At 63.1% G+C, this 22,459-nt stretch carries 14 protein-coding genes; all 14 read right to left on the bottom strand.

The features are described from left to right. Positions 1-225 precede the first annotated feature (225 nt). The 14 genes from D460_RS37095 to D460_RS0117125 all read right to left on the bottom strand — a co-directional run bounded on the left by D460_RS37095 (position 226) and on the right by D460_RS0117125 (position 22,362). Positions 226-351 (bottom strand): hypothetical protein, encoded by a 126-nt coding sequence (locus D460_RS37095; protein WP_280741330.1) that lies wholly within the window; start codon positions 349-351, stop codon positions 226-228. Between the two features lie 227 nt (positions 352-578). Next, positions 579-815: a hypothetical protein gene (locus D460_RS0117185; RefSeq protein ID WP_018899814.1), complete on the bottom strand. Its 237-nt coding sequence runs from the start codon at positions 813-815 to the stop codon at positions 579-581. Continuing rightward, positions 815-1,300 (bottom strand): MaoC family dehydratase, encoded by a 486-nt coding sequence (locus D460_RS0117180; protein ID WP_018899813.1) that lies wholly within the window; start codon positions 1,298-1,300, stop codon positions 815-817. Before D460_RS0117180 ends, D460_RS0117185 begins: the two co-directional genes overlap by 1 nt. 89 nt (positions 1,301-1,389) lie before the next feature. Next, positions 1,390-3,345, bottom strand: coding sequence for a glycogen debranching protein GlgX (gene glgX / locus D460_RS0117175; RefSeq protein WP_018899812.1), 1,956 nt, complete (start codon positions 3,343-3,345; stop codon positions 1,390-1,392). A 483-nt stretch (positions 3,346-3,828) separates the two neighbouring features. Continuing rightward, on the bottom strand, positions 3,829-5,460 hold the full coding sequence (locus D460_RS0117170) for an alpha-D-glucose phosphate-specific phosphoglucomutase (RefSeq protein WP_018899811.1): 1,632 nt from the start codon (positions 5,458-5,460) through the stop codon (positions 3,829-3,831). Between the two features lie 6 nt (positions 5,461-5,466). After that, entirely contained in the window at positions 5,467-6,909 is a 1,443-nt protein-coding gene (gene glgA, locus D460_RS0117165; RefSeq protein ID WP_018899810.1) for a glycogen synthase GlgA, read from the bottom strand. 3 nt (positions 6,910-6,912) lie between these two features. Then, positions 6,913-8,175 (bottom strand): glucose-1-phosphate adenylyltransferase, encoded by a 1,263-nt coding sequence (glgC, locus tag D460_RS0117160; RefSeq protein WP_018899809.1) that lies wholly within the window; start codon positions 8,173-8,175, stop codon positions 6,913-6,915. A 19-nt stretch (positions 8,176-8,194) separates the two neighbouring features. Then, entirely contained in the window at positions 8,195-10,402 is a 2,208-nt protein-coding gene (glgB, locus tag D460_RS0117155; RefSeq protein WP_018899808.1) for a 1,4-alpha-glucan branching protein GlgB, read from the bottom strand. After that, the gene (locus D460_RS0117150; protein WP_018899807.1) at positions 10,399-12,861 is read right to left on the bottom strand and encodes a glycogen/starch/alpha-glucan phosphorylase; all 2,463 of its coding nucleotides are present in this window, start codon (positions 12,859-12,861) and stop codon (positions 10,399-10,401) included. Before D460_RS0117150 ends, glgB begins: the two co-directional genes overlap by 4 nt. A 276-nt stretch (positions 12,862-13,137) precedes the next feature. After that, on the bottom strand, positions 13,138-14,325 hold the full coding sequence (locus tag D460_RS0117145; RefSeq protein WP_026283252.1) for a pilus assembly protein TadG-related protein: 1,188 nt from the start codon (positions 14,323-14,325) through the stop codon (positions 13,138-13,140). A 271-nt stretch (positions 14,326-14,596) separates the two neighbouring features. Continuing rightward, the gene (locus D460_RS0117140; RefSeq protein WP_155947770.1) at positions 14,597-15,568 is read right to left on the bottom strand and encodes a TadE/TadG family type IV pilus assembly protein; all 972 of its coding nucleotides are present in this window, start codon (positions 15,566-15,568) and stop codon (positions 14,597-14,599) included. A 152-nt stretch (positions 15,569-15,720) separates the two neighbouring features. Next, positions 15,721-16,599, bottom strand: a complete 879-nt coding sequence (locus tag D460_RS0117135; RefSeq protein ID WP_018899804.1) for a transglutaminase family protein — start codon at positions 16,597-16,599, stop codon at positions 15,721-15,723. A gap of 4 nt (positions 16,600-16,603) precedes the next feature. After that, entirely contained in the window at positions 16,604-19,021 is a 2,418-nt protein-coding gene (locus D460_RS0117130) for a circularly permuted type 2 ATP-grasp protein (RefSeq protein ID WP_018899803.1), read from the bottom strand. Between the two features lie 20 nt (positions 19,022-19,041). Then, positions 19,042-22,362: a transglutaminase family protein gene (locus tag D460_RS0117125; RefSeq protein WP_018899802.1), complete on the bottom strand. Its 3,321-nt coding sequence runs from the start codon at positions 22,360-22,362 to the stop codon at positions 19,042-19,044. Positions 22,363-22,459: the final 97 nt, after the last annotated feature.

Here is a 22,459-nt window from a genome sequence, read left to right as displayed (position 1 = left end):
TAACGTCGCCGGCGCGTTTCCCCCTTGCGCGACGTCTTCCTCGGGCTTGTCCCGAGGATCTAAGCACGTCTCCTAGGGTTCAACGGTCATGGCTCAAGGCTGTGAGGGCTGCGGCGTCAGTCCGCCGTCATATAACGGCAATTCACGTCCAGTGCTGATTGAGCCAAGGCAGATGCTCGGCACAAGACCGAGCATGACGTCGCGCGTGGGGTTGGCGCAGGCCGTTTACTCGCCCAGCTGATTGCGTTGCTTGCGCCATTCGCGCTCGTGCAGCAGGAGGGCGACATAGGCGAGGATAGCGATAATGGCCGGGAGGCCGAATGATACGAACAATAAGGCACCAGTATTCATGGTCTGAGCCCCTTCAGCGTTCTTCTCGCCAGAGAATGTAATGTCGCGGCGAACAAAAGCCAACCTGCGAAGTAGCTGGCTCAAGGCTCGGCGGGCTTTGCCCTAGCTAACTTACTCGCCCGGCTCGTTGTGGTGACGCTTGATGTCCCACATGTGCAGGCGCATGGCGATGTAGCCGAGTACGATCACGACTGCCGGTGTGACGACAAAAGCAAATGTCCAATCGCTCATCGATCGATCCCATCTAGAACATGCCTCGCCATAATATGTAGTGCAATTGCGGCGACAAGCCAACCGCATAGACCGAGCGCCATACGCGGGATGGACACAGAGGCTCCGAAATTGCCGACATTGTAGAGAAGTCCCGCGAGCGGTGTGGCTATGCCCACGGTGAAACTTGCGGTCGAAGCGCGATCCAGCGCGTTCGCCACCAGCTTGGTCTTCTCCAGTTCGGAAGGCGACATTAAACGTCCTCCGGCCGATCCTTCGGGTCGAACTGGATGATGGTCGTCCAGCGGGCCGTCAGTGCCGGCTTGCGTTCGTTTTCGATCTCGATCGATACGTCATAGGTGGTCATCAGCATGCCGGCGCCGCGGAAGCGGGCTTCGGCGAGAACGAAGCGGCCGCGGATGCGGGCGCCGGATTTGACCGGGGCGACGAAGCGGACGGCATCGAAGCCGTAATTGATGCCCATGGTCTGCTCGCGCACCTTGGGCAGGCAGTTATAGTTCATCGCAGAGAGCAGCGAGAGCGTCAGGAAACCATGGGCGATCGTGCCGCCAAAGGGGCTGTCGGCGGCGCGGGCCGGATCGACATGGATGAACTGGTGGTCGTGGGTGGCGTCGGCGAAGGCATTGATCATCGTCTGATCGACGACGATCCAATCAGAAAGGCCGGCTTCCGTGCCGACCAGCCCGCGGACATCCGCGAGCGAGATTTCCTTGACCATCAATTCCTCTTGAAAAAAGCTGCTTCGAAAAGACTTACAATGGCTTCGTGACAATTACGACAAGGATATTAGTACAACTTACGGGCGCGTCAATTTCCTACAAGAAAAGAAACGGATCGGGCCGGCACGCGCGCCTGGTTCTGCGGCTCGGAGCCTTCCTCTTCTTCAGCCCGGCGCCATGTCGCATCGGCGGGCAGCGAAAACGTCTGTTCTGATTGGGCGCGGTTGAAGAGCACCGCCAGCCTGACCTGTTTGCCGGTGATTGCGTCCTCGCTTTGCAGGATCATGCCGAGGGTGGCGAAATCAGGTGTCTCCCAATCCGATACGCTCATCGGCTGGCCTGAGGGCGCGATCCAACTCACGTCGCCGTCGCCCTTGAAGAAAGCGAATTGCGAGAAGACGCTGAAGCGCTTGCGTAGCTTTGAGACGAAGGCGGTGTGGGCGATCAGCTCTTCGTCGAGCGAGGCCCAGTCGACCCAGGTGATGGCGTTGTCCTGGCAATAGGCGTTGTTGTTGCCGCGCTGGGTGCGTCCGCCTTCGTCGCCCGCCGTCAGCATCACGGTGCCGCGCGTCGCGAACAGCGTGGAGATGAGCGCCTTCAGGTCGGCGCGGCGCCGCGCGATGATTGCGGGGTCGTCGGTCTCGCCCTCAACGCCATTGTTCCAGGAGTGGTTCTCGTTGTGGCCGTCGCGGTTGTCCTCGCCGTTGGCCTCATTGTGCTTGCCGGCGTAGGAGACGAGGTCGTTGAGCGTGAAGCCGTCATGGGCGGCGAGGAAATTGACGCTGCGGGTGGCGGTGGCACCGTCTCGGGCGAAGATGTCGGAGGAGCCTGCGAGAGCGGAGGCCAGAGCGCCGGTCTTGTAGTGGTCGCCGCGCCAGTAGCATCTGAGGTCGTCGCGGGCGCGGTCGTTCCATTCGAGGAAGGGGGCGGGGAAGTTGCCGAGCTGGTAGCCGCCGGGGCCGATGTCCCAGGGTTCGGCGATCATGATGCGGTCGGCGAGGACCTCGTCGTCCAGCATCGCCTTCAGCGTTTCGCCGTGTGCCTCGAAGCCTGACGCGGTGCGGCCGATGATGGGCGCGAGGTCGAAGCGGAAGCCATCGATGCCGGCGTTAGCCACGAAATGGCGGAGCGTGTCGACGATCAGCTGCCTGATATAGGGGTGATCGCAGGCGACCGTGTTGCCGGTGCCGGTGTCGTTGACCAGCGTGCCGGGTTGGCCGGGGACGTGGCGCAGCAGCGATCGGTTGTCGAGGCCGCGCATGGAGAGCGTCGGGCCGAAGCGGTCGCTCTCGCCGGTGTGGTTGAAGACGAGGTCGAGGATGACGCCGATGCCCTCCTCGTGGAGCTTGGCGACGGTGTCGCGCAGCTCGGCGATGCCGCCGGGGGCAAGGCGCGGGTCGAGCGCCATGAAGGCGACGGGGTTGTAGCCCCAGCCGTTGGTGAGGCCAAGCGGGGGAAGGTGGCGCTCGTCGATCCAGGCGGTAATCGGCATCAGCTCGATGGCGTCGACGCCGATGCGCTTGAGGTGGGCGATGATCGAGGGGTGGGCGAGGGCCGCGATGGTGCCGCGCTCCGCTTTCGGCACATCCGGGTGCAGCATGGTGAAGGGGCGGACCGCGACTTCGTAGATGAAGCCGCCGGGGCGGAAGACGGGGGCCGCCGGCTTGACGGCGACGTCGCGGGTGACGATCGCGCGGGGGACGAGGTGTTGCGTGTCGGCGCCGAATTTCGAGAGCAGCGGGTCGTAGCGGAAGGGGCGGTCGAGTTCGGTCGCGTAGGGGTCGACCAGGAGTTTGGCGGGGTCGAACCAGAGCCCGTCGTCGGGGGCGTAGGTGCCTTCGGCGCGGTAGCCGTAGCGGGCGCCGGGGGCGATACCCTCTACGAAGAGGTGGTGGAGGTCGTCTTCGCCTCGCGCCATCGGCAGTCGATCGGTTTCGCGGCCAGTCTGGTCGAAGAGGCAGAGGTGGAGTTTCGTGGCCTCGCCTGAGCGGACGGCGAAGGTTGCGCCTGTGGCGGTGAGGGTTACGCCGGAAGCGAAGGGCATGGGGTGCTAGGTCCTTGTTCCGGGGGGATGTTTGATGGGGTTGATGTGGTGCCGTGTGGCCCCCTCATCCGGCTGCCGCCACCTTCTCCCCGTTGGGGAGAAGAGATGTGTGGTGGGCCGCTCGCTCCATCTTCCCTTCTCCCCAACGGGGAGAAGGTGCCCGTAGGGCGGATGAGGGGGCTGCACGGCAGGAGGCGGGAGGTGGAAGTTAGCTAGGGTTACGCCGGGGTTTTGGGCAAATAGAGACGTCGGCATGCGGTGTTACCCCCTCTGCCCTGCCGGGCATCTCCCCCACGAGGGGGGAGATCGCAAGCGGCTAGCGCTCGCTCAGCTTGAAAGGTTGCCTTGGCGGAAACGCTACGTTCGAGGAAGGATACCGATCGGTGCTCCCAGCCGATCTCCCCCCTTGTGGGGGAGATGCCCGGCAGGGCAGAGGGGGGTAGAGGCATCCGCTGCTCCCGATCGGGCATTAGAGAGGCTATCTCAGGTAATCACCGAAGGGGCGTCGCGGCCGGTGCGGGACTTGATGTCGGCGATGGTTTCGGCGGCGGCGATGAGGTCGGCCAGGGCTTCCTGGGTCTCGATGTTGTGGCGGCTGGAATCGGGCTCGTAGCGCTCGATGTAGACGCGCAGCGTGGCGCCCGAGGTGCCGGTGCCCGACAGGCGGAAGACCACGCGGGAGCCGCCCTCGAACATGATGCGGATGCCCTGGTGTTCGCTCACCGACTTGTCGACTGGATCGTGATAGGCGAAATCGTCGGCCTTTTCGACCTTGAGCGGGCCGAAGGTCCTGCCGGGAAGGCTGGAGAGCTGGGCGCGCAGATTGTCCACCAAGCCGTTGGCGGCTTCGGTGTCGACGCCTTCATAATCGTGGCGCGAATAGTAGTTGCGGCCGTAGGTCTGCCAGTGCTGGGTGACGATGTCCTGAACGCTTTCGCCGCGCACGGCCAGGATGTTCAGCCACATCAGGACCGCCCAGAGGCCGTCCTTTTCGCGTACGTGATTGGAGCCGGTGCCGGCGCTCTCCTCGCCACAGATCGTCGCCATGTTGGCGTCGAGCAGGTTGCCGAAGAACTTCCAGCCGGTCGGCGTTTCGTACATGCCGATGCCGCGCTTTTCGGCGACGCGGTCGGCCGCACCCGAGGTCGGCATGGAGCGGGCGATGCCGGTGAGGCCGCCGGAATAGCCGGGGGCGAGATTGGCGTTGGCGGCGATGATCGCCAGGCTGTCGGATGGGGTGACGAAGATGCCGCGGCCGATGATGAGGTTGCGGTCGCCGTCGCCGTCGGATGCCGCGCCGAAATCAGGGGCGTCGTCGCCCATCATCTCGTCGTAGAGTTCCTTGCAGTGAACGGGGTTCGGGTCCGGATGGTGGCCGCCGAAATCGGGCAGCGGCATGAAGTTGCGGACCGAGCCGGACGGGGCGCCGAGGCGGTTTTCGAAGATTTCCTTGGCGTATGGGCCGGTGACGGCGCTCATCGCATCAAACGCGATGCGGAAGCCGAGGCTGATCAGGTTGCGGATGGCGCCGAAGTCGAACAGCTCTTCCATCAGCGCCGTGTAGTCCTCGACCGAATCCAGAACCGAAAGCAGCATGCCGCCGGGAAGCTCGTCCTTGCCGATACGGTCGAGATTGACGTCGGGGAAATCGGCGATCTTGTAGGTGTCGATCACCTTGGTGCGCGCATAGATCGCGTCGGTGATCTTCTCCGGCGCCGGGCCGCCATTGCTGATGTTGTACTTGATGCCGAAGTCTTCGGTCGGGCCGCCTGGGTTATGGCTGGCGGAGAGAATGATGCCGCCGAAGGCCTTGTACTTGCGGATCACGTGCGAGGCAGCCGGCGTCGAGAGGATGCCGCCCTTGCCGACGATGACCTTGCCGAAGCCATTGGCGGCGGCCATCTTGATCGCCTTCTGAATGACTTCCTTGTTGTAGTAGCGTCCGTCGCCGCCGATGACGAGGGTCTTGCCCTGAAATCCTTCCAGCGAATCGAAAATCGACTGGATGAAGTTTTCCGCGTAGTTCGGCTGCTGGAATACCGGGACCTTTTTACGCAGTCCCGACGTGCCGGGCTTCTGATCCTGATAGGGGGTGGTGGATACGGACTTGTTCATTTTCTGTCACTTGCCTTTCGGGGCGAGGCTTGAATAGAGGGCAGCATAGCGCTCGGCGCTTTTCTCCCACGAAACATCCGATTTCATGCCCTGCTTTTGCAATTGGGTCCAGACCTTTTGATCGGTATAGAGATGTAGCGCACGGCGGATTGCCTGCAACAGACCGGAAGCGGTCACCGGAGAGAATTGTATCCCGGTTGCCACTTTGGCTGCAAGTGCGGCGTGATTGGCATCGATGACGGTATCGGCAAGGCCGCCCGTGTGGGCGACGATCGGCACGCAGCCATAGCGCAGGCCATAGAGCTGCGTCAGGCCGCAAGGCTCGAAGCGCGAGGGGATGATGATGGCGTCGGAGCCGGCCTGCATCAGGTGCGACATCGGCTCGTTATAGCCGATCGACACGCCGATGCGGCCCGGATGGCGGGCGGAGGCGGCGAGCAGCGAGCCCTCGAGCGCCGGATCGCCGGAGCCCAGAATGGCAAGCTTGCCGCCCATTGCGACGATCTCATCGGCGCAACTGGCGATCAGGTCCATGCCCTTTTGCCAGGTGAGCCGGCTGATGATGCAGAAGATCGGCGCATTGTCGTCGTGCAGGCCGAAGAATTCCTGGACGGCGGCGCGGTTGGCGGCGCGGTTCTTCAGCGTCGCGCCGGTGTAATGGGTCTGCAGAACGGCGTCGGTGGCGGGGTCCCAGACCTCGTGGTCGATGCCGTTGACGATGCCGTGCAACGCCTCGATGCGGCTGGCGATGACACCCTCAAGGCCCATGCCGAATTCGGAGGTCAGGATCTCGCCGGCATAGGAGGGGCTGACGGTGGTGATCGCGTGCGCGGTCTTCAGGCCACCCTTAAGGAAGCCGATATTGCCGTAATATTCCAGCGCTTCCACCGAGAAGGCCTGCGGGGGAAGGCGCAGGCCGGAGAAGATCTCGGCGCTGAACTGGCCCTGGAAGGCGATGTTGTGGATGGTGAGGATGCTGGGGAGTTCGGGCGTCGGGTAGAAGCGCATGTAGACCGGCGTCATCGCCGCCTGCCAGTCATGTGCATGGACGACGTCTGGCTTCCAGCCGGGCATCAGGCCGGCGGCGATCTCGGCGCCGGCAAGCGAGAGCGCGGCAAAGCGGCGCCAGTTGTCGTGGTAGTCCTTGCCTGTCGCGTCGAGATAGGGGCCGCCGGAGCGGTCGTAATAGGCTGGCGCGTCGAGGACGAGGATATTGAGCCCCTCGTGATTGACCTCCAGAACCGTTGCCTGTTCGCCCAAGAGATCGTCGAAGCGCATGCGCACGACGGGGTCGCGAATGACTTTCATCACCGCGGGATAGCCGGGCATCAGCGTCTTGGTTTCGATGCCGAAGCGCTTCAGCGCGATCGGCAGGGCGCCGGCCACATCGGCCAGGCCCCCTGTCTTTATCAATGGGAAGACTTCGGACGAAACCGAAAGAACTTTCATCGTTTACATATCCAGCTTGTCGATCATCGGCTGCGTGATGAGGCAGATCCCGCCTTCGGAACGGCGGAAACGCTTGGCGTCGAGAACCGGGTCGTCGCCGACAACAAGACCTTCCGGAATGACGACGCCGTGGTCGATCACGACATTCGTCAGCTGTGCGTGGCGGCCGATCTTGACGCTCGGGAGCACGACGGCGCCCTCGAGCTTCGAGTAGGAGTTGGCGCGCACACCGGTAAAGAGCAGGCTGTTGTTCAGCGTGGCACCGGAGATGATGCAATCGCCGGCAATGACCGAGGAGGTCGCCGAGCCGCGGCGGTTCTCGTCGTCGTGGACGAACTTCGCCGGCGGCGAGATCTCGGCATAGGTCCAGATCGGCCAGGACTTGTCGTAGATGTCGAGTTCGGGAACGATCGCCGTCAGGTCGATATTGGCCTGCCAGTAGGCATCGATGGTTCCGACGTCGCGCCAGTAGGGCTCGCGCTCGAAATCGGAGCGCACGCAGGAATTGGCGAAGCGGTGGGCGACGGCCTTACCGTTCTTGACGATATAGGGAATGATGTCCTTGCCGAAGTCGCGGCTGGAATTCGGATCGGCGGCGTCGCGGCGCAGTTCCTCGATCAGGAACTTGGTGCGGAAGACGTAGATGCCCATCGATGCGAAGGCGCTGTCCGGCTTGCCTGGGATGGCCGGCGGATCGGCGGGCTTTTCAACGAAATCGATGATGCGGTCGGTCTCATCGACATGCACGACGCCGAAGCCCACGGCTTCCATGCGCGGCACTTCGAGGCAGCCGATGGTGACGTCGGCGCCACTGTCGACATGCTGCTGCAGCATGTATTCGTAGTCCATCTTGTAGACGTGGTCGCCGGCGAGGATGACCATGTATTCGACGCCGTAGTCCTGGATGATGTCGATGTTCTGGTAGACCGCGTCGGCCGTGCCTTCGTACCACTGCGTCTCGGAGACGCGCTGGGAGGCCGGCAGGATGTCAAAGCTCTCGTTGCGCTCGGGGCGGAAGAAGTTCCAGCCGCGCTGCATGTGGCGGATCAGCGAGTGCGCCTTGTATTGGGTAGCGACGCCGATGCGGCGGATACCGGAGTTCAGCGCGTTGGACAGCGCGAAATCGATGATGCGCGACTTGCCGCCGAAATAGACCGCGGGCTTGGCGCGTCGGTCGGTGAGTTCCTTCAGACGGCTCCCCCGGCCGCCGGCGAGAACATAGGCCATTGCATCGCGGGCAAGTGGCTGAATGCGTTTTTCTACCATTGTCTTCCTCCCACCAGTCTCAAGTCTCAGGTTCAAGCATGATAACCGCCAGCGGCGGCAAGGTCAGTGATGCGACGATGGTGCCGCCGGCGTTGACCGCCTGGACACGACCGCCATTGCCTTTGCCGCTGCCGCCATAGATGTCGGCATCGGTATTCAGGATTTCGCGCCAGCGGCCTTCGGTGGGCAGCCTGACGGCGTAGTTCTCGCGGTATACAGGCGTCATGTTGCAGATGACGGCGACCGGCTTTTCACCCGGCGACTTGCGCAGCCAGGCGAAGACCGAGTTCTCGTGGTCGTCGGCCACCAGCCATTCGAAGCCTTCGCCCTCGCAGTCGCGGGCGTGCAGCGCCGGCTTGCTGCGGTAGGTGAAGTTGAGGTCACGCACCAGACGGCGCATGCCCTCGTGCATGCGGTACTGCAGCAGGTTCCAATCGAGCGAGCCGGCCTCGTTCCATTCGCTCCACTGGGCGAACTCCTGGCCCATGAACAGAAGCTTCTTGCCGGGATAGCCCCACATCAGCGCGTAATAGGCGCGCAGATTGGCGAACTTCTGCCAGTCGTCGCCGGGCATCTTGGCGATCAGCGAGCCCTTGCCGTGCACCACCTCGTCGTGGGACAGCGGCAGAACGAAGTTCTCCGAGTAGGCGTAGAGCAGGCCGAAGGTGAGCTCGTTGTGGTGATGCTTGCGGTGCACCGGCTCGCGGCTCATGTAGCTCAGCGTGTCGTGCATGAAGCCCATGTTCCACTTGAAGCCGAAGCCGAGGCCGCCTTCATGCACCGGCTGCGAGACCTTGGGCCACGACGTCGATTCCTCGGCGATGGTCATGACGCCGGGGTGCTCGGCATAGATGCGGGTGTTCATGTTCTGCAGGAAGCGGACGGCCTCGAGGTTTTCGTTGCCGCCATATTCGTTGGGAATCCACTCGCCGTGCTTGCGGGAGTAATCGAGATAGAGCATCGAGGCGACGGCATCGACGCGCAGGCCGTCGAGATGGAATTTCTCGGACCAGTAGAGCGCGTTGTTGACGAGATAGGACACGACCTCGGTGCGGCCGAAATTGTAGATCGCCGTGTTCCAATCGGGATGGAAGCCCTTGCGCGGGTCCTCGTGCTCGTAGAGCGCCGTGCCGTCGAACCAGCCGAGACCATGCGCGTCGGTCGGGAAATGCGCCGGCACCCAGTCGAGGATGACGCCGATGCCGACCTTGTGGGCGCCGTTGACGAAGCGGGCGAAACCCTCCGGCTCGCCGAAGCGGGCGGTGGGCGAATAGAGGCCCGTGGTCTGGTAGCCCCAGGACGGATCATAGGGGTGCTCGGTGATCGGCAGGAACTCGATATGGGTGAAGCCCATGTCGACGCAGTAGGGGATCAGACGGGCGGCGAGCTCGTCCCAGGAGAGGAACGTGCCATCGTCGCGGCGCTGCCAGGAGCCGGCATGCACCTCGTAGATGGAGATCGGCTGGCGGCGCTTGTCGATCTCGCTCCAATGCTTGAGGTGGGCCTCGTCTTCCCACTCCTGCAACAGCTCAGGCGTGGTGACCGAGGCGTTCTTCGGACGCAGCTCGCTGCGGCGGGCGAAGGGGTCAGCCTTCAGAGGCAAGAGCACGCCGTCCTGGCCGCGGATCTCGAACTTGTAGGCGACGCCTGTGGGCACATCCGGGGCGAAGATTTCCCAGATGCCGGCGCCTGCGCGAAGGCGCATGACGTGGCGGCGGCCATCCCAATTGTTGAAATCGCCGACGACGGAGACGCGCTGCGCATTCGGCGCCCAGACGGCGAAGTGGATGCCCTGCGCACCCTCGTGCTTGATCCAGTGCGCGCCCATCTTGTCGAAGAGGCGCAAATCGGAACCCTCGCGGGCGTAGTAATCGTCCATCGGCCCGAGAACGGGGCCGAAGCTGTAGGGGTCGGTGACGGCCCATTCGGCGTCGCCGCGACGGGCGCGATAGCGCACCGGCACCTGCTTGTTGACCGAGATCGTGCCGGCGAAGAAGCCATCGGGATGCTGTAGCGCCAGATCGCCGATCGCGGTGCCGTCGAGCGACATCGCGGTGACCTCTTCGGCGCCGGGAATGAAGCATCGGGCAACGTAAACGCTGCCCGATTTGTGGACGCCCAGAACGGCAAACGGATTGGAATGCGCGCCGGCAAGGATCGCCGCTATTTCATCTGCCGAAATTTCCCAGGGAAGCTTGACTTCAGGGGTCGCCTTCGGCGTTTTCATCCGGCTCTCCAGATTTCCTTGGCATACTGCCGGATCGTGCGGTCCGACGAGAACCAGCCCATGCGGGCAGTGTTGCGGATGGTCTTTTCGCTCCAGGCGGCCTTGTCGTTCCAGAGGTCGTCGACTTCGCGCTGGGCCTGGGCGTAGGCATCGAAATCGGCGGCGACCATGAACCAGTCGTGCGAATAGATGCCCTCGATCAGCTCGGAATAGCGGTTGCGATCATCCGGCGAGAAGACGCCGGAGCCGATGGCCGAGAGCGCCTGCGCCAGCTCATGCGAGCCTTCGATGATGGCGCGCGGGTTGTGGCCGTCGGTGCGCAGGTTGGCGACCTCATCGGCGCGCAGGCCGAAGATCTTGATGTTGTCCTCGCCGACATTGTCGCGCATTTCGACATTGGCGCCATCGAGCGTGCCGATGGTGAGCGCGCCGTTGAGGCCGAACTTCATGTTGCCGGTGCCCGACGCTTCCATGCCGGCGGTCGAGATCTGCTCGGAGAGATCGGCGGCCGGAACCATGACCTCGGCCAGCGAGACGTTGTAGTTCGGCACGAAGACGACCTTGAGCAGGCCGCGCACGGCCGGGTCGTTGTTGATGGTGCGGGCGACGTCGTTGATCAGCTTGATGATCAGCTTGGCGTTATGATAGCTCGGCGCCGCCTTGCCGGCGAACAGTTTTACGCGCGGTACCCAGTCGAGCTCGGGACGCGATCGGATCTGGTCGTAGAGCGCGACCGCCTCGATGACGTTCAGGAGCTGGCGCTTGTATTCGTGGATGCGCTTGATCTGGATGTCGAACATCGCCGACGGATCGATCTTCACGCCCATGCGCGATGCAACCAGATTGGCGAGCGCCACCTTGTTGTTGCGCTTGACGGCCGCGAACTTCTCCTGGAAGGCGCTGTCGGTGGCGAACTTGTCGAGCGCGCGCAGCTTTTCGGCGTCGTCGAGGAAATCGTCGCCGATCGCCTCGCGGATCAGGCCGGTGAGACCCGGATTGCACTGCTGCAGCCAGCGGCGCGGGGTGATGCCGTTGGTCTTGTTGTTGATGCGATCGGGATAGAGCTTGTGCAGGTCTGCGAAGACGGTGACCTTCATCAGGTCGGTGTGGAGCGCCGAGACGCCGTTGATCGAATGCGAGCCGACGAAGGCGAGGTTGCCCATGCGCACCCGGCGGCTGCCGCCTTCCTCGATCAGCGAGATCGAGCGGATCTCGGTGTCGGAGAAGTTCTTGGTCTTGCGGGCCTCAAGCAGAACCTTGGCGTTGATCGCGTAGATGATCTGCATGTGGCGCGGCAGGAGACGCTCGAACAACGGCACAGGCCAGCTTTCCAGCGCTTCGGGCAGAAGCGTGTGGTTGGTGTAGGCGATGGTGCCGCGGGTGATGTCCCAGGCCTGGTCGAACTCCAGCCCGTGCACATCGCAGAGCAGGCGCATCAGTTCGGCGATGGAGACGGCCGGATGGGTGTCGTTCAGCTGGATCGCCACCTTGTCGGGCAGCGAGGTGAAATCGTCATACTGCTGCAGATGGCGGCGCAGGATGTCCTGCAGCGAGGCGGACGAGAAGAAGAACTCCTGGCGCAGGCGCAGCTCCTGGCCGGCGGGCGTCGCGTCGGCCGGGTAGAGAACGCGGGTCAGGCTTTCGGCCTTGTTGCTCTCACGCAGCGCACCGATATGGTCGCCGGCGTTGAAGGCATCGAGCAGGATCGGGTCGATCGGCTGGGCCGACCAGAGGCGCAGCGTGTTGACGCGCTTGCCGCGCCAGCCGACGACAGGCGTGTCGAAGGCGGCGGCGATGACGCGCTCGGCCGGCTTCCAGACATAGCGCGGTTCGCCATCGGCGCCATTGGCGACATCGACCGAGCCGCCGAAGCCGATTTCATAGGCGCTCTCGCGGCGTTCGAATTCCCACGGGTTGCCGTGGGCGAGCCAGCTTTCCGGCAGCTCGACCTGCCAGCCATCGGCCATCTGCTGGCGGAACAGGCCGTGGACATAGCGGATTCCGTAGCCATAAGCGGGCACGTCGACGGTCGCCATGCTCTCCATGAAGCAGGCGGCGAGACGGCCGAGACCGCCATTGCCGAGCGCTGCATCCGGCTCGAGGCCAGCGATGACTGACACATCGACGCCGAGCGAAGCGAGCGCGTCACGTACCTCTTCCATCAGGCCGAGGTTGGACACGGCATCGCGCATCAGGCGGCCGATGAGGAATTCGAGAGATAGATAATAAACGCGCTTGGCGCCGGTGGCGTAGACCTTGCGGGTGCTCTCCATCCACTTGTCGATGATGCGGTCGCGGATGACGAGGATGGTTGCCGTCAGCCAGTCATGCGGCTTGGCGACCTTGGCATCCTTGCCGATGCGGTAGGTCAGGCGCTCGATGATTTCTTCTGCGAGAATTTCCGGCTTTGAGCTGCGCGGTGCGGGAGAGGGGATGGTGGGCTTCGAAACGGTGGTCATCGTCAGGGCTCGCCAATTCTGTTTTGGTTTCAGTAGGTTATACGTACTTCAATCGATTTACTCACGCACTAGCGATGCAGTTTATGCACCGTTACTACGCACTTGCAACAAGGGAAAACCGGCAAACGGAAAAATTGACGCAGGGCACCCGTGGGCGACGGAAAGAACTTGATTTTTATCGGCTTTCTGATTTTGATAGACGGGATTGCACAACAACGAAAAGCCGCTCCGGTTTGTTCCGGAGCGGCTTTTTTGTTTTGTTGGGTTGGGAGCAGCTTACTGGGTCAGCAGGGTCTTGTCCTTTGCCGCTTCCGAGCCAATCGCCTTGAACGCCGTCAGCAGGTCGGCCATGCTTTCGGCTTGATAATAATATCCGTTGCCGCTTGCACAATTGCGCAAAAGCGTCTGTCCGCCGGTGGGCGCCATGAACGCAACGGAATAGATCTTGATCCCCGCGTTCTTGGCATCGGTGCAGGTGTTCAGAGTCGCCGTGTTCGACGATCCGGAGTTGTTGTCGCCGTCCGTCATGAGTACGATGTACTTGGTAATCTTGTTATTACCTGCCCGAGTATGGACTTGTGTCTCCGAATTGTAGTTGGTGGTTGTCAAATCTTCGTAAGCCTTCTTCATGGGGGCGGCGGATTCGGTGCCGCCTCCGCCGGACAGCTTGTTGATCACACTGGTGCGGGTCGCCGAAGTTCCCCAGCCAAAAGCGTTTGAGATCTGGACCTCGCTACTCCAGCCAATGGCATTGGTTCTCACGTATTTTGCTTCGGGATCGGCGGTATCAAGCTGCGTAAAGAGTAGATTTGCCGCGGTCTTCAATGCATCGATCTTCTTTACGTAGCAGGGCTTGTAGGAGCCAATGGATCTGCCGCTCGTATTGTAGTGCGTGCAACTACTCTGACTTTGAATCTCAGTCGTATCGGCGAGCATGGATCCGGATTCATCTAGCGCCAAGGTCATGGACAACGCCGACTTCACGTCACTGGTTCCGCTGCTGGAGAAGCTGTTGCTTGCGATCGCGGCCGTATTCTGCCCGAAGACCTTCATCATCGGAGTAAGGCTCATATCGTAGCCAGCATTCACCTTTACCTTGTAGCTCTTGCTGGTTGCGGTGGTCGTGGTGGTAATATCGACGGTCGTGCCGTTCTTCAGCGCTGCCATATCAGCGCTTCCAATGAAGTTGGCCATCTGACCGGCGACAAAGTCCTTTGCCAGGGCTTGCGCCTCCGCTTCGGTAGAGACCTTGCCGTTGGACAGCGCTGTCGCGGCCGCAAGCGCGGCGGAATCCGATGCGTCCTGTAGCTGGCGCTTCTGCATGGCCATGTTCGAAAGGTCGATGGCAATGCCTGCGCTGCCAATCAGGACCGGGATAATAATGGCCGTCGTGATCGCGAAATTTCCGTCCCGATTGGATATCAATCGGGAAATGCCATTCATCATAAATAGCAAGGTGTTCATCATGCTCACCCGAATAGTTGTTTTTGACAATGTGGCAGTGATGCGCCCAATTCATTGAGCTTGTTTTTACGGGTTTGCTTCAATTTTAATGGAATGTTGCTTTCCAACACGAATTCGGGCGGGATATGTATTTCGGTGAAATTGCGTCCGATGCTGTTGCTTTCATGCATCATCATTGCGTCGCGCGACGTGGCCGTCCTCAGGTTTCGTGACAACAAAAAGCCGCCCCGGATCGGTTCGGGGCGGCTTTTTCGTTGCGATGAAATCGATGTTACTGCGTCAGGCGAACGTAAGTCGTGTCCGAGCCGCTACAGTCGGCGCTGACGGTGTAGAAGAAGTCCTGGGTGGGCCCGCCACCGCCGTCTTCCCAGGCGTGGCTCTGCTTGGATGCGCAACCGAAATAGGCTTCAAGCGGATAGGCCGTGCCCTTCTGGAGCTGCTTGCCGTCGACATAGAGCGAGTCCATCTGGTTGGGGTTGTCCGTGCGCAAGGTGCTGTCGTAGACCTGCTTCGACGACTGGTTGCTGGCCGTGCAAAGGACGGTTCGATTGGGGGCGACTTCCTTGCCGGAGTATCCGGTCGGGCAGTAGTCCTTCTTGATCTCCATCTTCAGGATCAGCTTGGTGTAGTTGTCAAGGTTGATGGTTCCCGTCGCCGGTACCATTGTCATGGTGCCTTTGCCGTCGTCGTTTAGTGTGGTGGGCTGGTAGACGATGGTGGCCAAGGTCGTCTCGGCGGTGCTGCCGGGGCGGACGACCATGACGGAGATCTTCTTGTACCAGAAGCCTTTTGCATAGGTCGGGTCGAAGGTGATTTTCGTCGGCTTCACCGGGGCGATGGCGGCTGCGTTCACGCCAATCGGAATCGAGTTGTAATTGGCGATCTTCATCAGCGACGTGTCGACCGCCGCATTCAGGGCAACCTTGAACGTCCGGCCATCGGCGGTCATGCTCGACGTGACATTGCTCGGCATCTGCGCGGAATAGCCCTTGAGGAATGCCTGGGCCTTGGTGGTGGCTGCAGCAAGATTGGTGCCGTCGAAGATCTTGCCGCCTTCGAGCGCGGTTGCGTCGGCAATTTCCTGCAGGTTCGTCCTTTGCGCGGACGCGTTGGAAAAGTCGATCGCGACGCCTGCGGCCAGCAGCAGCGGGGTGGCGATCAACGCCGTCACAATGGCGAAGTTACCGCCACGGTCGTTCGAAAAACGGGCGATTGTGGTCTTCAGCAGGGACAAGGCGCGCATCATGTTCACCGAGATGGTTTTCCAAAGTATGCGAATATCCTTGGACCATCTTCATTTAGGTCAGCTTTATGAGTCTGATCTAATTTTAGCGAATTGTCGCTTTATCGTGCGCTTTCGTTCGATGTCGGCCTTCGGCCCCGCTTCACCGCCCCCTACTTCACCGGAATGACATCAACCGCCTGAACCGCACGCTGGCCGCCATAGCTCTTCAGCACGCCGATGACGGGGGCGACGTCGGAGTAGTCGCGGCCGTAGCCGACGACGATGTGGTCGGTGCCGGCGGGGATGTTGTTGGTGGGGTCGAGTTCCACCCAGCCGGTCGTTTCGCCGCACCAGACGCGCACCCAGGCATGCATGGCGTCGGCGCCTTCCAGCCGCTCCTTGCCCGGTGGCGGGATGGTGCGCAGGAAGCCGGAGACGTAGCCCGCGGGAATGCCGAGGCTGCGCAGCGCCTGGATCATCACATGTGAGAAATCCTGGCAGACGCCGCGCTTCAGCCGGAAGGCCTCAAGCGGCGTGGTGTCGACGTTGGTCGCCTCTGCGTCGTATGTGAAGTCCTTGTGGATCGCGGCGCAGAGGGCGGTGGCGATCTCCAGCACGGTCAGCCGGGGCTGGACGACGCCCTGTGCGTATTCCGAGATTGTTGGCGTCTCGACCAGGCGCGGGCTGTTGCCGAGGAAATGGTGCGGGGAGCCCGGCTTCAGCGACCAGACGCCTGCGATCTCCTCCGGCAAATCTGCGAGCACGGGCGAGAAATCGGCCGTGATCGAGTGGCTCTCGACCTGGACGCGGGCATGCATGCGGATATCGAGCTTCTCGTGGGGCGCGCGGACCATGAAGGAGGTCGCGGGGTGCTCGAAGAAATCCGTGAAATTGGATTGTTCGTCCGGCGTCGGCGAGACCTTGATCGAGCCCGCGATCAGGCGCTGGCGATCAGGCAGCGACAGAGGTAGCAGGCGCATGATGTGGCGGGCGCCGGAGGCCGGCCAATCGTAGCTATAGCCCATGTGCAGCGACAGATCGTAGAGCACAACATCACCCCAGATAGGTTTGCGCGAGGAGATCGGAGAGGTTTTCGAGCTCGCGTTCGAGGCTGCGATAGACGTCGTCGGTCATCGTCTCGGGCGTCATGACGGCGAGGCCGGAGCGCAGGCGCATGGATTCGCGATAGAAGGGCGACATCTGGCCGTTGGTGAGCGCATTCGGCAGCTGCTCGACCTCGCGCAGGATTTCGTTCAGCTGGAAGAGGATGGAGCGCGGGTTGAGCGGATCGAGCGCCAGAAGGTCGGTGACGGTCAGCCGCGCCGTGTTGACGTTGTAGCGGCGGCGGTGGGTCATGACGCTGTCGCCGATCTCGAGCAGCATGTCGAGCGCGCCATCGGGCGCCTCGGGGCCGGACATGTGGCCGAGCAGGCGGGTCATGTGCAGCGCGCGCTCGATATGGCGGCCGAGCGAGAGGAAGCGCCAGCCGGTGAAGCGGTACATGTTTTCATGCACGAGACCGGCGAAGCCCGCGAGCTTGCGCAACAGGATCGTCATCGCATGGCTGGCGTCGTCGCCCGGCGATACGGTTGCGTGGAAGCGGCGGGCGGTCTTGGCGAGATCGGTCAGCGCCAGCCAGCCATCCGGCGAGAAGCGGTCGCGGATGTTGCTCGCCGAATAGACGGCGCTGTCGATGTTGCGCAGCAGCGTGTCTGGCACCGCGTCCTCGGTGTCGATATCGACGGCGGCGAGATAGGCGCTGACATCGGCCAGCAGCGGCTGGCTCGGATCGGCGGCCTCGGCAAAGCGGGCGTGCCAGGCGCGCAGGATGCGCAGCGCCCCTTCGGCGCGCTCGATATAGCGGCCGAGCCAGAAGAGATTGTCGGCGGCGCGGCTGGGCAGGCTGCCGGGCATGTTGCGGGTGAAGCTTGCCTCGGTCGGCAGCAGCGTGTGGCGCTCGACGGGCTTATCAGAAACGATCCAGACGTCGGCGGCGGCGCCACCCGACTGCATGGCGATTGCCGCCACGTCGTCGCCAGCGCCGATGCGGGCGAAGCCGCCGGGCATGATCTGCCAGCCATTCTTTGTGCGGGCGGCGAAGACGCGCAGCGACATCGGCCGCGGCACCAGCTTGCCGTTGACCCAGCTTGGCGTGGTCGACAGCGTCACGGCCTCCTGGCCGACGAGCTTGGGGCCATCGGTGTTCAGCCAGTCGCCGATGGAATCACGGGCGGTGGCGCGAAGCGCCGAGCCGAGCACGGATTCACCGTTGTCGTCGAAGAAGGGCGCGCGCGAATAGGCCGGGCCGATCACCATCTTCTCGATATTCTGGGCGACATGGTCGCGCTCGCTCTTCTGGCCGCACCACCATGTGGCGATCGACGGCATCTTCAGCTCCTGGCCAAAGAGGCGGCGGCAGATGGTGGGCATGAAGGCGAGCAGCGCGCGCGTTTCGATGATGCCGCTTCCGAGCGCATTGACGATGGTGACGCTTTCGGCGCGCAGCGCTTCCACGAGGCCCGGCGTGCCGATGTGCGAGGTCTGGTTGAGCTCGAGCGGATCGGCATAGGCGGAATCGAGTCGGCGCCAGAGTACGGTGATCGGCTTCAGGCCGGAAACGGTGCGCACCATCACCTTGCCGTTGACGACAGTCAGGTCCTCGCCTTCGAGCAGCATGAAGCCGAGATAGCGGGCGATATAGGCGTGCTCGTAATAGGTCTCGTTGGCGGGGCCGGGGGTGAGCACGGCGATGCGATCGTCGCCGCTGTGCTTCATGCCCTGCAGTGCATCGCGGAAGGCGCCGAAGAAGGAGGCGAGACGGTGGACCGGGGTTTCGGCGTAGATATCGGAGAAGGCGCGGGTGGTCGCCACCCGGTTTTCCAGCGCGAAGCCGGCGCCTGATGGGGCCTGGGTGCGGTCGGCCAGAACCCACCAGTTGCCATCTGGGCCGCGGCCGACCTCGAAGGCGCAGAAATGCAGATAGTGGCCGCCGGCCGGCTTGACGCCGACGAGCGGGCGCTGGAACTCCGGATTGGAGGCGATCAGCGCCGGCGGCAGCACGCCATCCTCGACCAGCCTGTTGTCGCCATAGATATCGGCGACGATCGCTTCGAGCAGGTCGGCGCGCTGGACGAGGCCTTCCGAAAGGCTCTCCCATTCGCGCTCGTCGATCAAGACGGGGATGGGCGAGAGCGGCCAGGAGCGCTCGGCGCTGCCGGTGCTGCCATAGGCGCGGTAGAAGACGCCGGCATCGCGCAGATAGCGGTCGGCGCGGGCGAAGCGCTCGGTCAGGTCCTTTTCCGGCATGCCGCTCAGATGCGCCATGAAGCGCTGCCAGACCGGGCGGATCGCGCCGTTCTGGTCGACCATCTCGTCGGCGACGCCAGGCGGCGGGCGATAGCCGAGCACCGCCTCGTTGCCGATGCGCTCGCTCTTCTGCTGCCGCAGCTCTCTTGCCGGTTGCTTGCCCATGAACCCCTAGTCTAATGCGTCTAAATGCCTGCCGGTCGTCTCAGATCCAGCGTCAGCGGGAACTCCGGCGATCCGGTCTCGATCGCGGGGATATAGCCGCCCGATGTATGCCCCCATGGCTCGAATCGCGCCAGACGCCTAGCTTCGGCTTCGTTACCATTGACCGGGAAGGTGTCATAGTTACGCCCGCCCGGATGGGCAACATGATAGATGCAGCCGCCGATCGAACGCTTCGACCATGTATCATAAATGTCGAAGGTGAGCGGTGTGTTGACCGGCAGTAGCGGGTGCAATCCCGACGCCGGTTGCCAGGCCTTGAAGCGGACGCCGGCGACGGAGACGCCAGCGGTGCCGGTCGGCGTCAGCGGCACGGTGCGGCCGTTGCAGGTGACGGTGTAGCGGGAGGAATTGCTGGTTTCGAGCCGCACCTGCAGGCGCTCGACGGAACTGTCGACATAGCGCACGGTGCCGCCGATCGCGCCTTCCTCGCCCATGACGTTCCAGGGTTCCAGCGCCTGACGCAGCTCCAGCTTGGAGCCCTCATATTCGACTTCGCCGCAGAAGGGGAAGCGGAATTCGAGCTGCGCCTTGAACCATTCGGGGCTAAGGTCGAAGCCGTTCTGCTTGAGGTCGGCCAGCACGTCCTGGAAATCGGCCCACACGAAGTGCGGCAGCATGAAGCGGTCGTGAAGCGTCGTGCCCCAGCGCACGAAACGGCCATCGGCCGGGTTCTGCCAGAAGCGGGCGATGAGGGCGCGGACCAGAAGCTGCTGGGCGAGCGACATGCGCGCGTTCGGCGGCATTTCGAAGCCGCGGAACTCGACGAGGCCGAGGCGGCCGGTCGGGCCATCGGGCGAAAACAGCTTGTCGATGCAGATCTCGGCGCGGTGGGTGTTGCCGGTGACGTCGATCAGGAGGTTGCGGAACAGGCGGTCGGTAATCCAGGGCAGGGGCGTCGGTCCACGGCCTGGCGCGGGGATCTGTGCGAGCGCCGTTTCCAGCTCGTAGAGGCTGTCGTGGCGGGCCTCGTCGATGCGCGGCGCCTGGCTGGTCGGGCCGATGAACATGCCCGAGAACATGTAGGAGAGCGAGGGATGGCGCTGCCAGTGCAGCACCAAGCTCTTCAGCAGGTCTGGGCGGCGGAGAAACGGGCTGTCGCCGGGATTGGCGCCGCCGACCACCACATGGTTGCCGCCGCCGGTGCCGGTGTGGCGACCGTCGATCATGAACTTGTCGGCACCGAGGCGCGACTGGCGCGCTTCCTCGTAGACGACGCTGGTGATCGCCACGCAGTCCTGCCAGTTGGAGGCCGGATGGATGTTGACCTCGATGACGCCGGGGTCCGGTGCGACGCGGATGACGTTGATACGCTCGTCCTGCGGCGGGGAGTAGCCCTCGATATGGACGGGCAGGCCGAGCTCGGCGGCGGCGTTTTCGGCGGCCGCGATCAATTCGAGATAGTCCTCGATGCGCTCGACCGGCGGCATGAAGACGCAAAGCCGGCCGTCGCGCGGCTCCACCGAGATCGCGGTGCGCACGGCGCCGCCGATCTCGCCCAGCGTCTGCTCGACGCGGCTCTGGCCGGCGTCTTCGCTATGGCGCGAGGCCTCCGGCATGGCGCGGCCCGAGGGCACGAAGACATCGGGGAGCGGCTTGCGGGGGATCGAGGGGTCGGCGGGGTGGATATAGGGGAAGCGGGCGGGCGGCACGTAGGGCAGAGTGCCGAGCGGCAGGCGGTAACCGACGGGGCTGTCGCCGGGGACGAGGTATATCTTGCCGCGACGGGTCTTCCACCGCTCGCTCATCCAGCGCTGGCCGGACGCCTGGGCGTTCCAGGCCTGGACGGGAAGGATATAGCCCGTCGGCGTGGTCAGGCCGCGCTCGAAGACGCGGGCGATGCGGCTGCGCTCTTCCGGGTCCTTGAGCTTGGAATTGGAGGGATCGACATTGTCAGGGAGGCTGCCTTCCTTGAGGATCCATTCGGCCGGGTCCTCATAGGCCGGCAGCACCATGTCGGTGTCGATGGCGAGTTCCCGGGCGATGGCGCCGAGCAGGTTGGCGGCGTCGTCGGCCGCCACGCCGGTGTCCTTGCCTTCGCCGGCAATGAGATCGGGGTTGCGCCAGATCGGCTTGCCGTCCTTGCGCCAATAGAGCGAGAAGGTCCAGCGCGGCAGGCTTTCGCCGGGATACCACTTGCCCTGGCCATAATGCAGGAAGCCGCCGGGGGCGAAGCGCTCGCGCAGCTTGCGGATCAGGATATCGGCCTTTTCGCGCTTGGTCGGGCCGACGGCCTCGGTGTTCCATTCGGCGGATTCGAAATCGTCGATCGAGACGAAGGTCGGCTCGCCGCCCATGGTGAGGCGGACGTCCTCGGCCTGAAGAATGCTGTCGACCTTGGCGCCGAGCGCGTTGAGTTCGTCCCAGCTGTCGTCGGAAAAGGGCTTGGTGATGCGCGGATGTTCGGCGACGCGCGTGACCTTCATATCGAAGGCGAATTCGGTGTTGGCGTGGCCGTAGAGCGCGCCGGAGATCGGGGCGGCGTTGCTATAGTGCGGCGTGGCGGCAAGCGGGATGTGGCTTTCGCCGGTCAGCAGGCCCGAGGTCGGGTCGAGGCCGATCCAGCCGGCGCCGGGGATGTAGACTTCCGCCCAGGCATGCAGATCGGTGAAATCCACCTCGGTGCCGGAGGGGCCATCGAGCGCCTTCAGATCCGGCGTTAGCTGGATGAGATAGCCGGAGACGAAGCGGGCGGCGAAGCCGAGATTGCGAAGGATTTCGACCAGGAGCCAGCTACTGTCGCGACAGGAGCCGAGCGCCAGCTTCAGCGTCTCCTCCGGCGACTGCACGCCGGGCTCCATGCGGATGACATATTCGACGTCGTTCTTGAGACGCGCATTGAGGCCGACGATGAAATCTGTGGTGCGCATCGGGGTGCGGTCGATGCCGGCGAGATAGGCTGCCAGCGCCGGCTCCACCGGCTGCGTCTGCATGTAGATCTTCAGGTCGTCCCTGATCTCCTCGGGGTAGGAGAAGGGCCACATCTCGGCGCTCTCCTCGATGAAGAAATCGAAGGGGTTGTAGACCGTCATGTCGGCGACAAGATCGACCTCGATCTTGAATTCGGTCACCGGGTCGGGGAAGACGTAGCGGGCCAGATAATTGCCGTAGGGATCCTGCTGCAGGTTCACGAAATGGTTCGCCGGCGAGACCTTCAGCGAATGGCTGATCACCCGCGTCTTGGAATGCGACGCGGGCTTGAGGCGGATGATCTGAGGCCCGAGGCGGACCGGCTTGTCGTATTTGTAATGCGTCAGGTGATAGATGCTGGCTTTGATCGACATGGACTGCCTTATCCGCGGCCGTATCGTTGTACGGCATTTGCTGTTCCCAAGTGCAGTGTGTGCAATGCAGCGAGAGAATGCAAGGTAGGGATGGGTG

Origin of the sequence: Rhizobium sp. 2MFCol3.1, from assembly GCF_000377565.1 — a bacterium.
GTDB lineage: Bacteria > Pseudomonadota > Alphaproteobacteria > Rhizobiales > Rhizobiaceae > Rhizobium.
The sequence above is the reverse complement of the archived record's forward strand: the minus strand, read 5'-3'. Positions and strand labels throughout refer to the sequence as shown.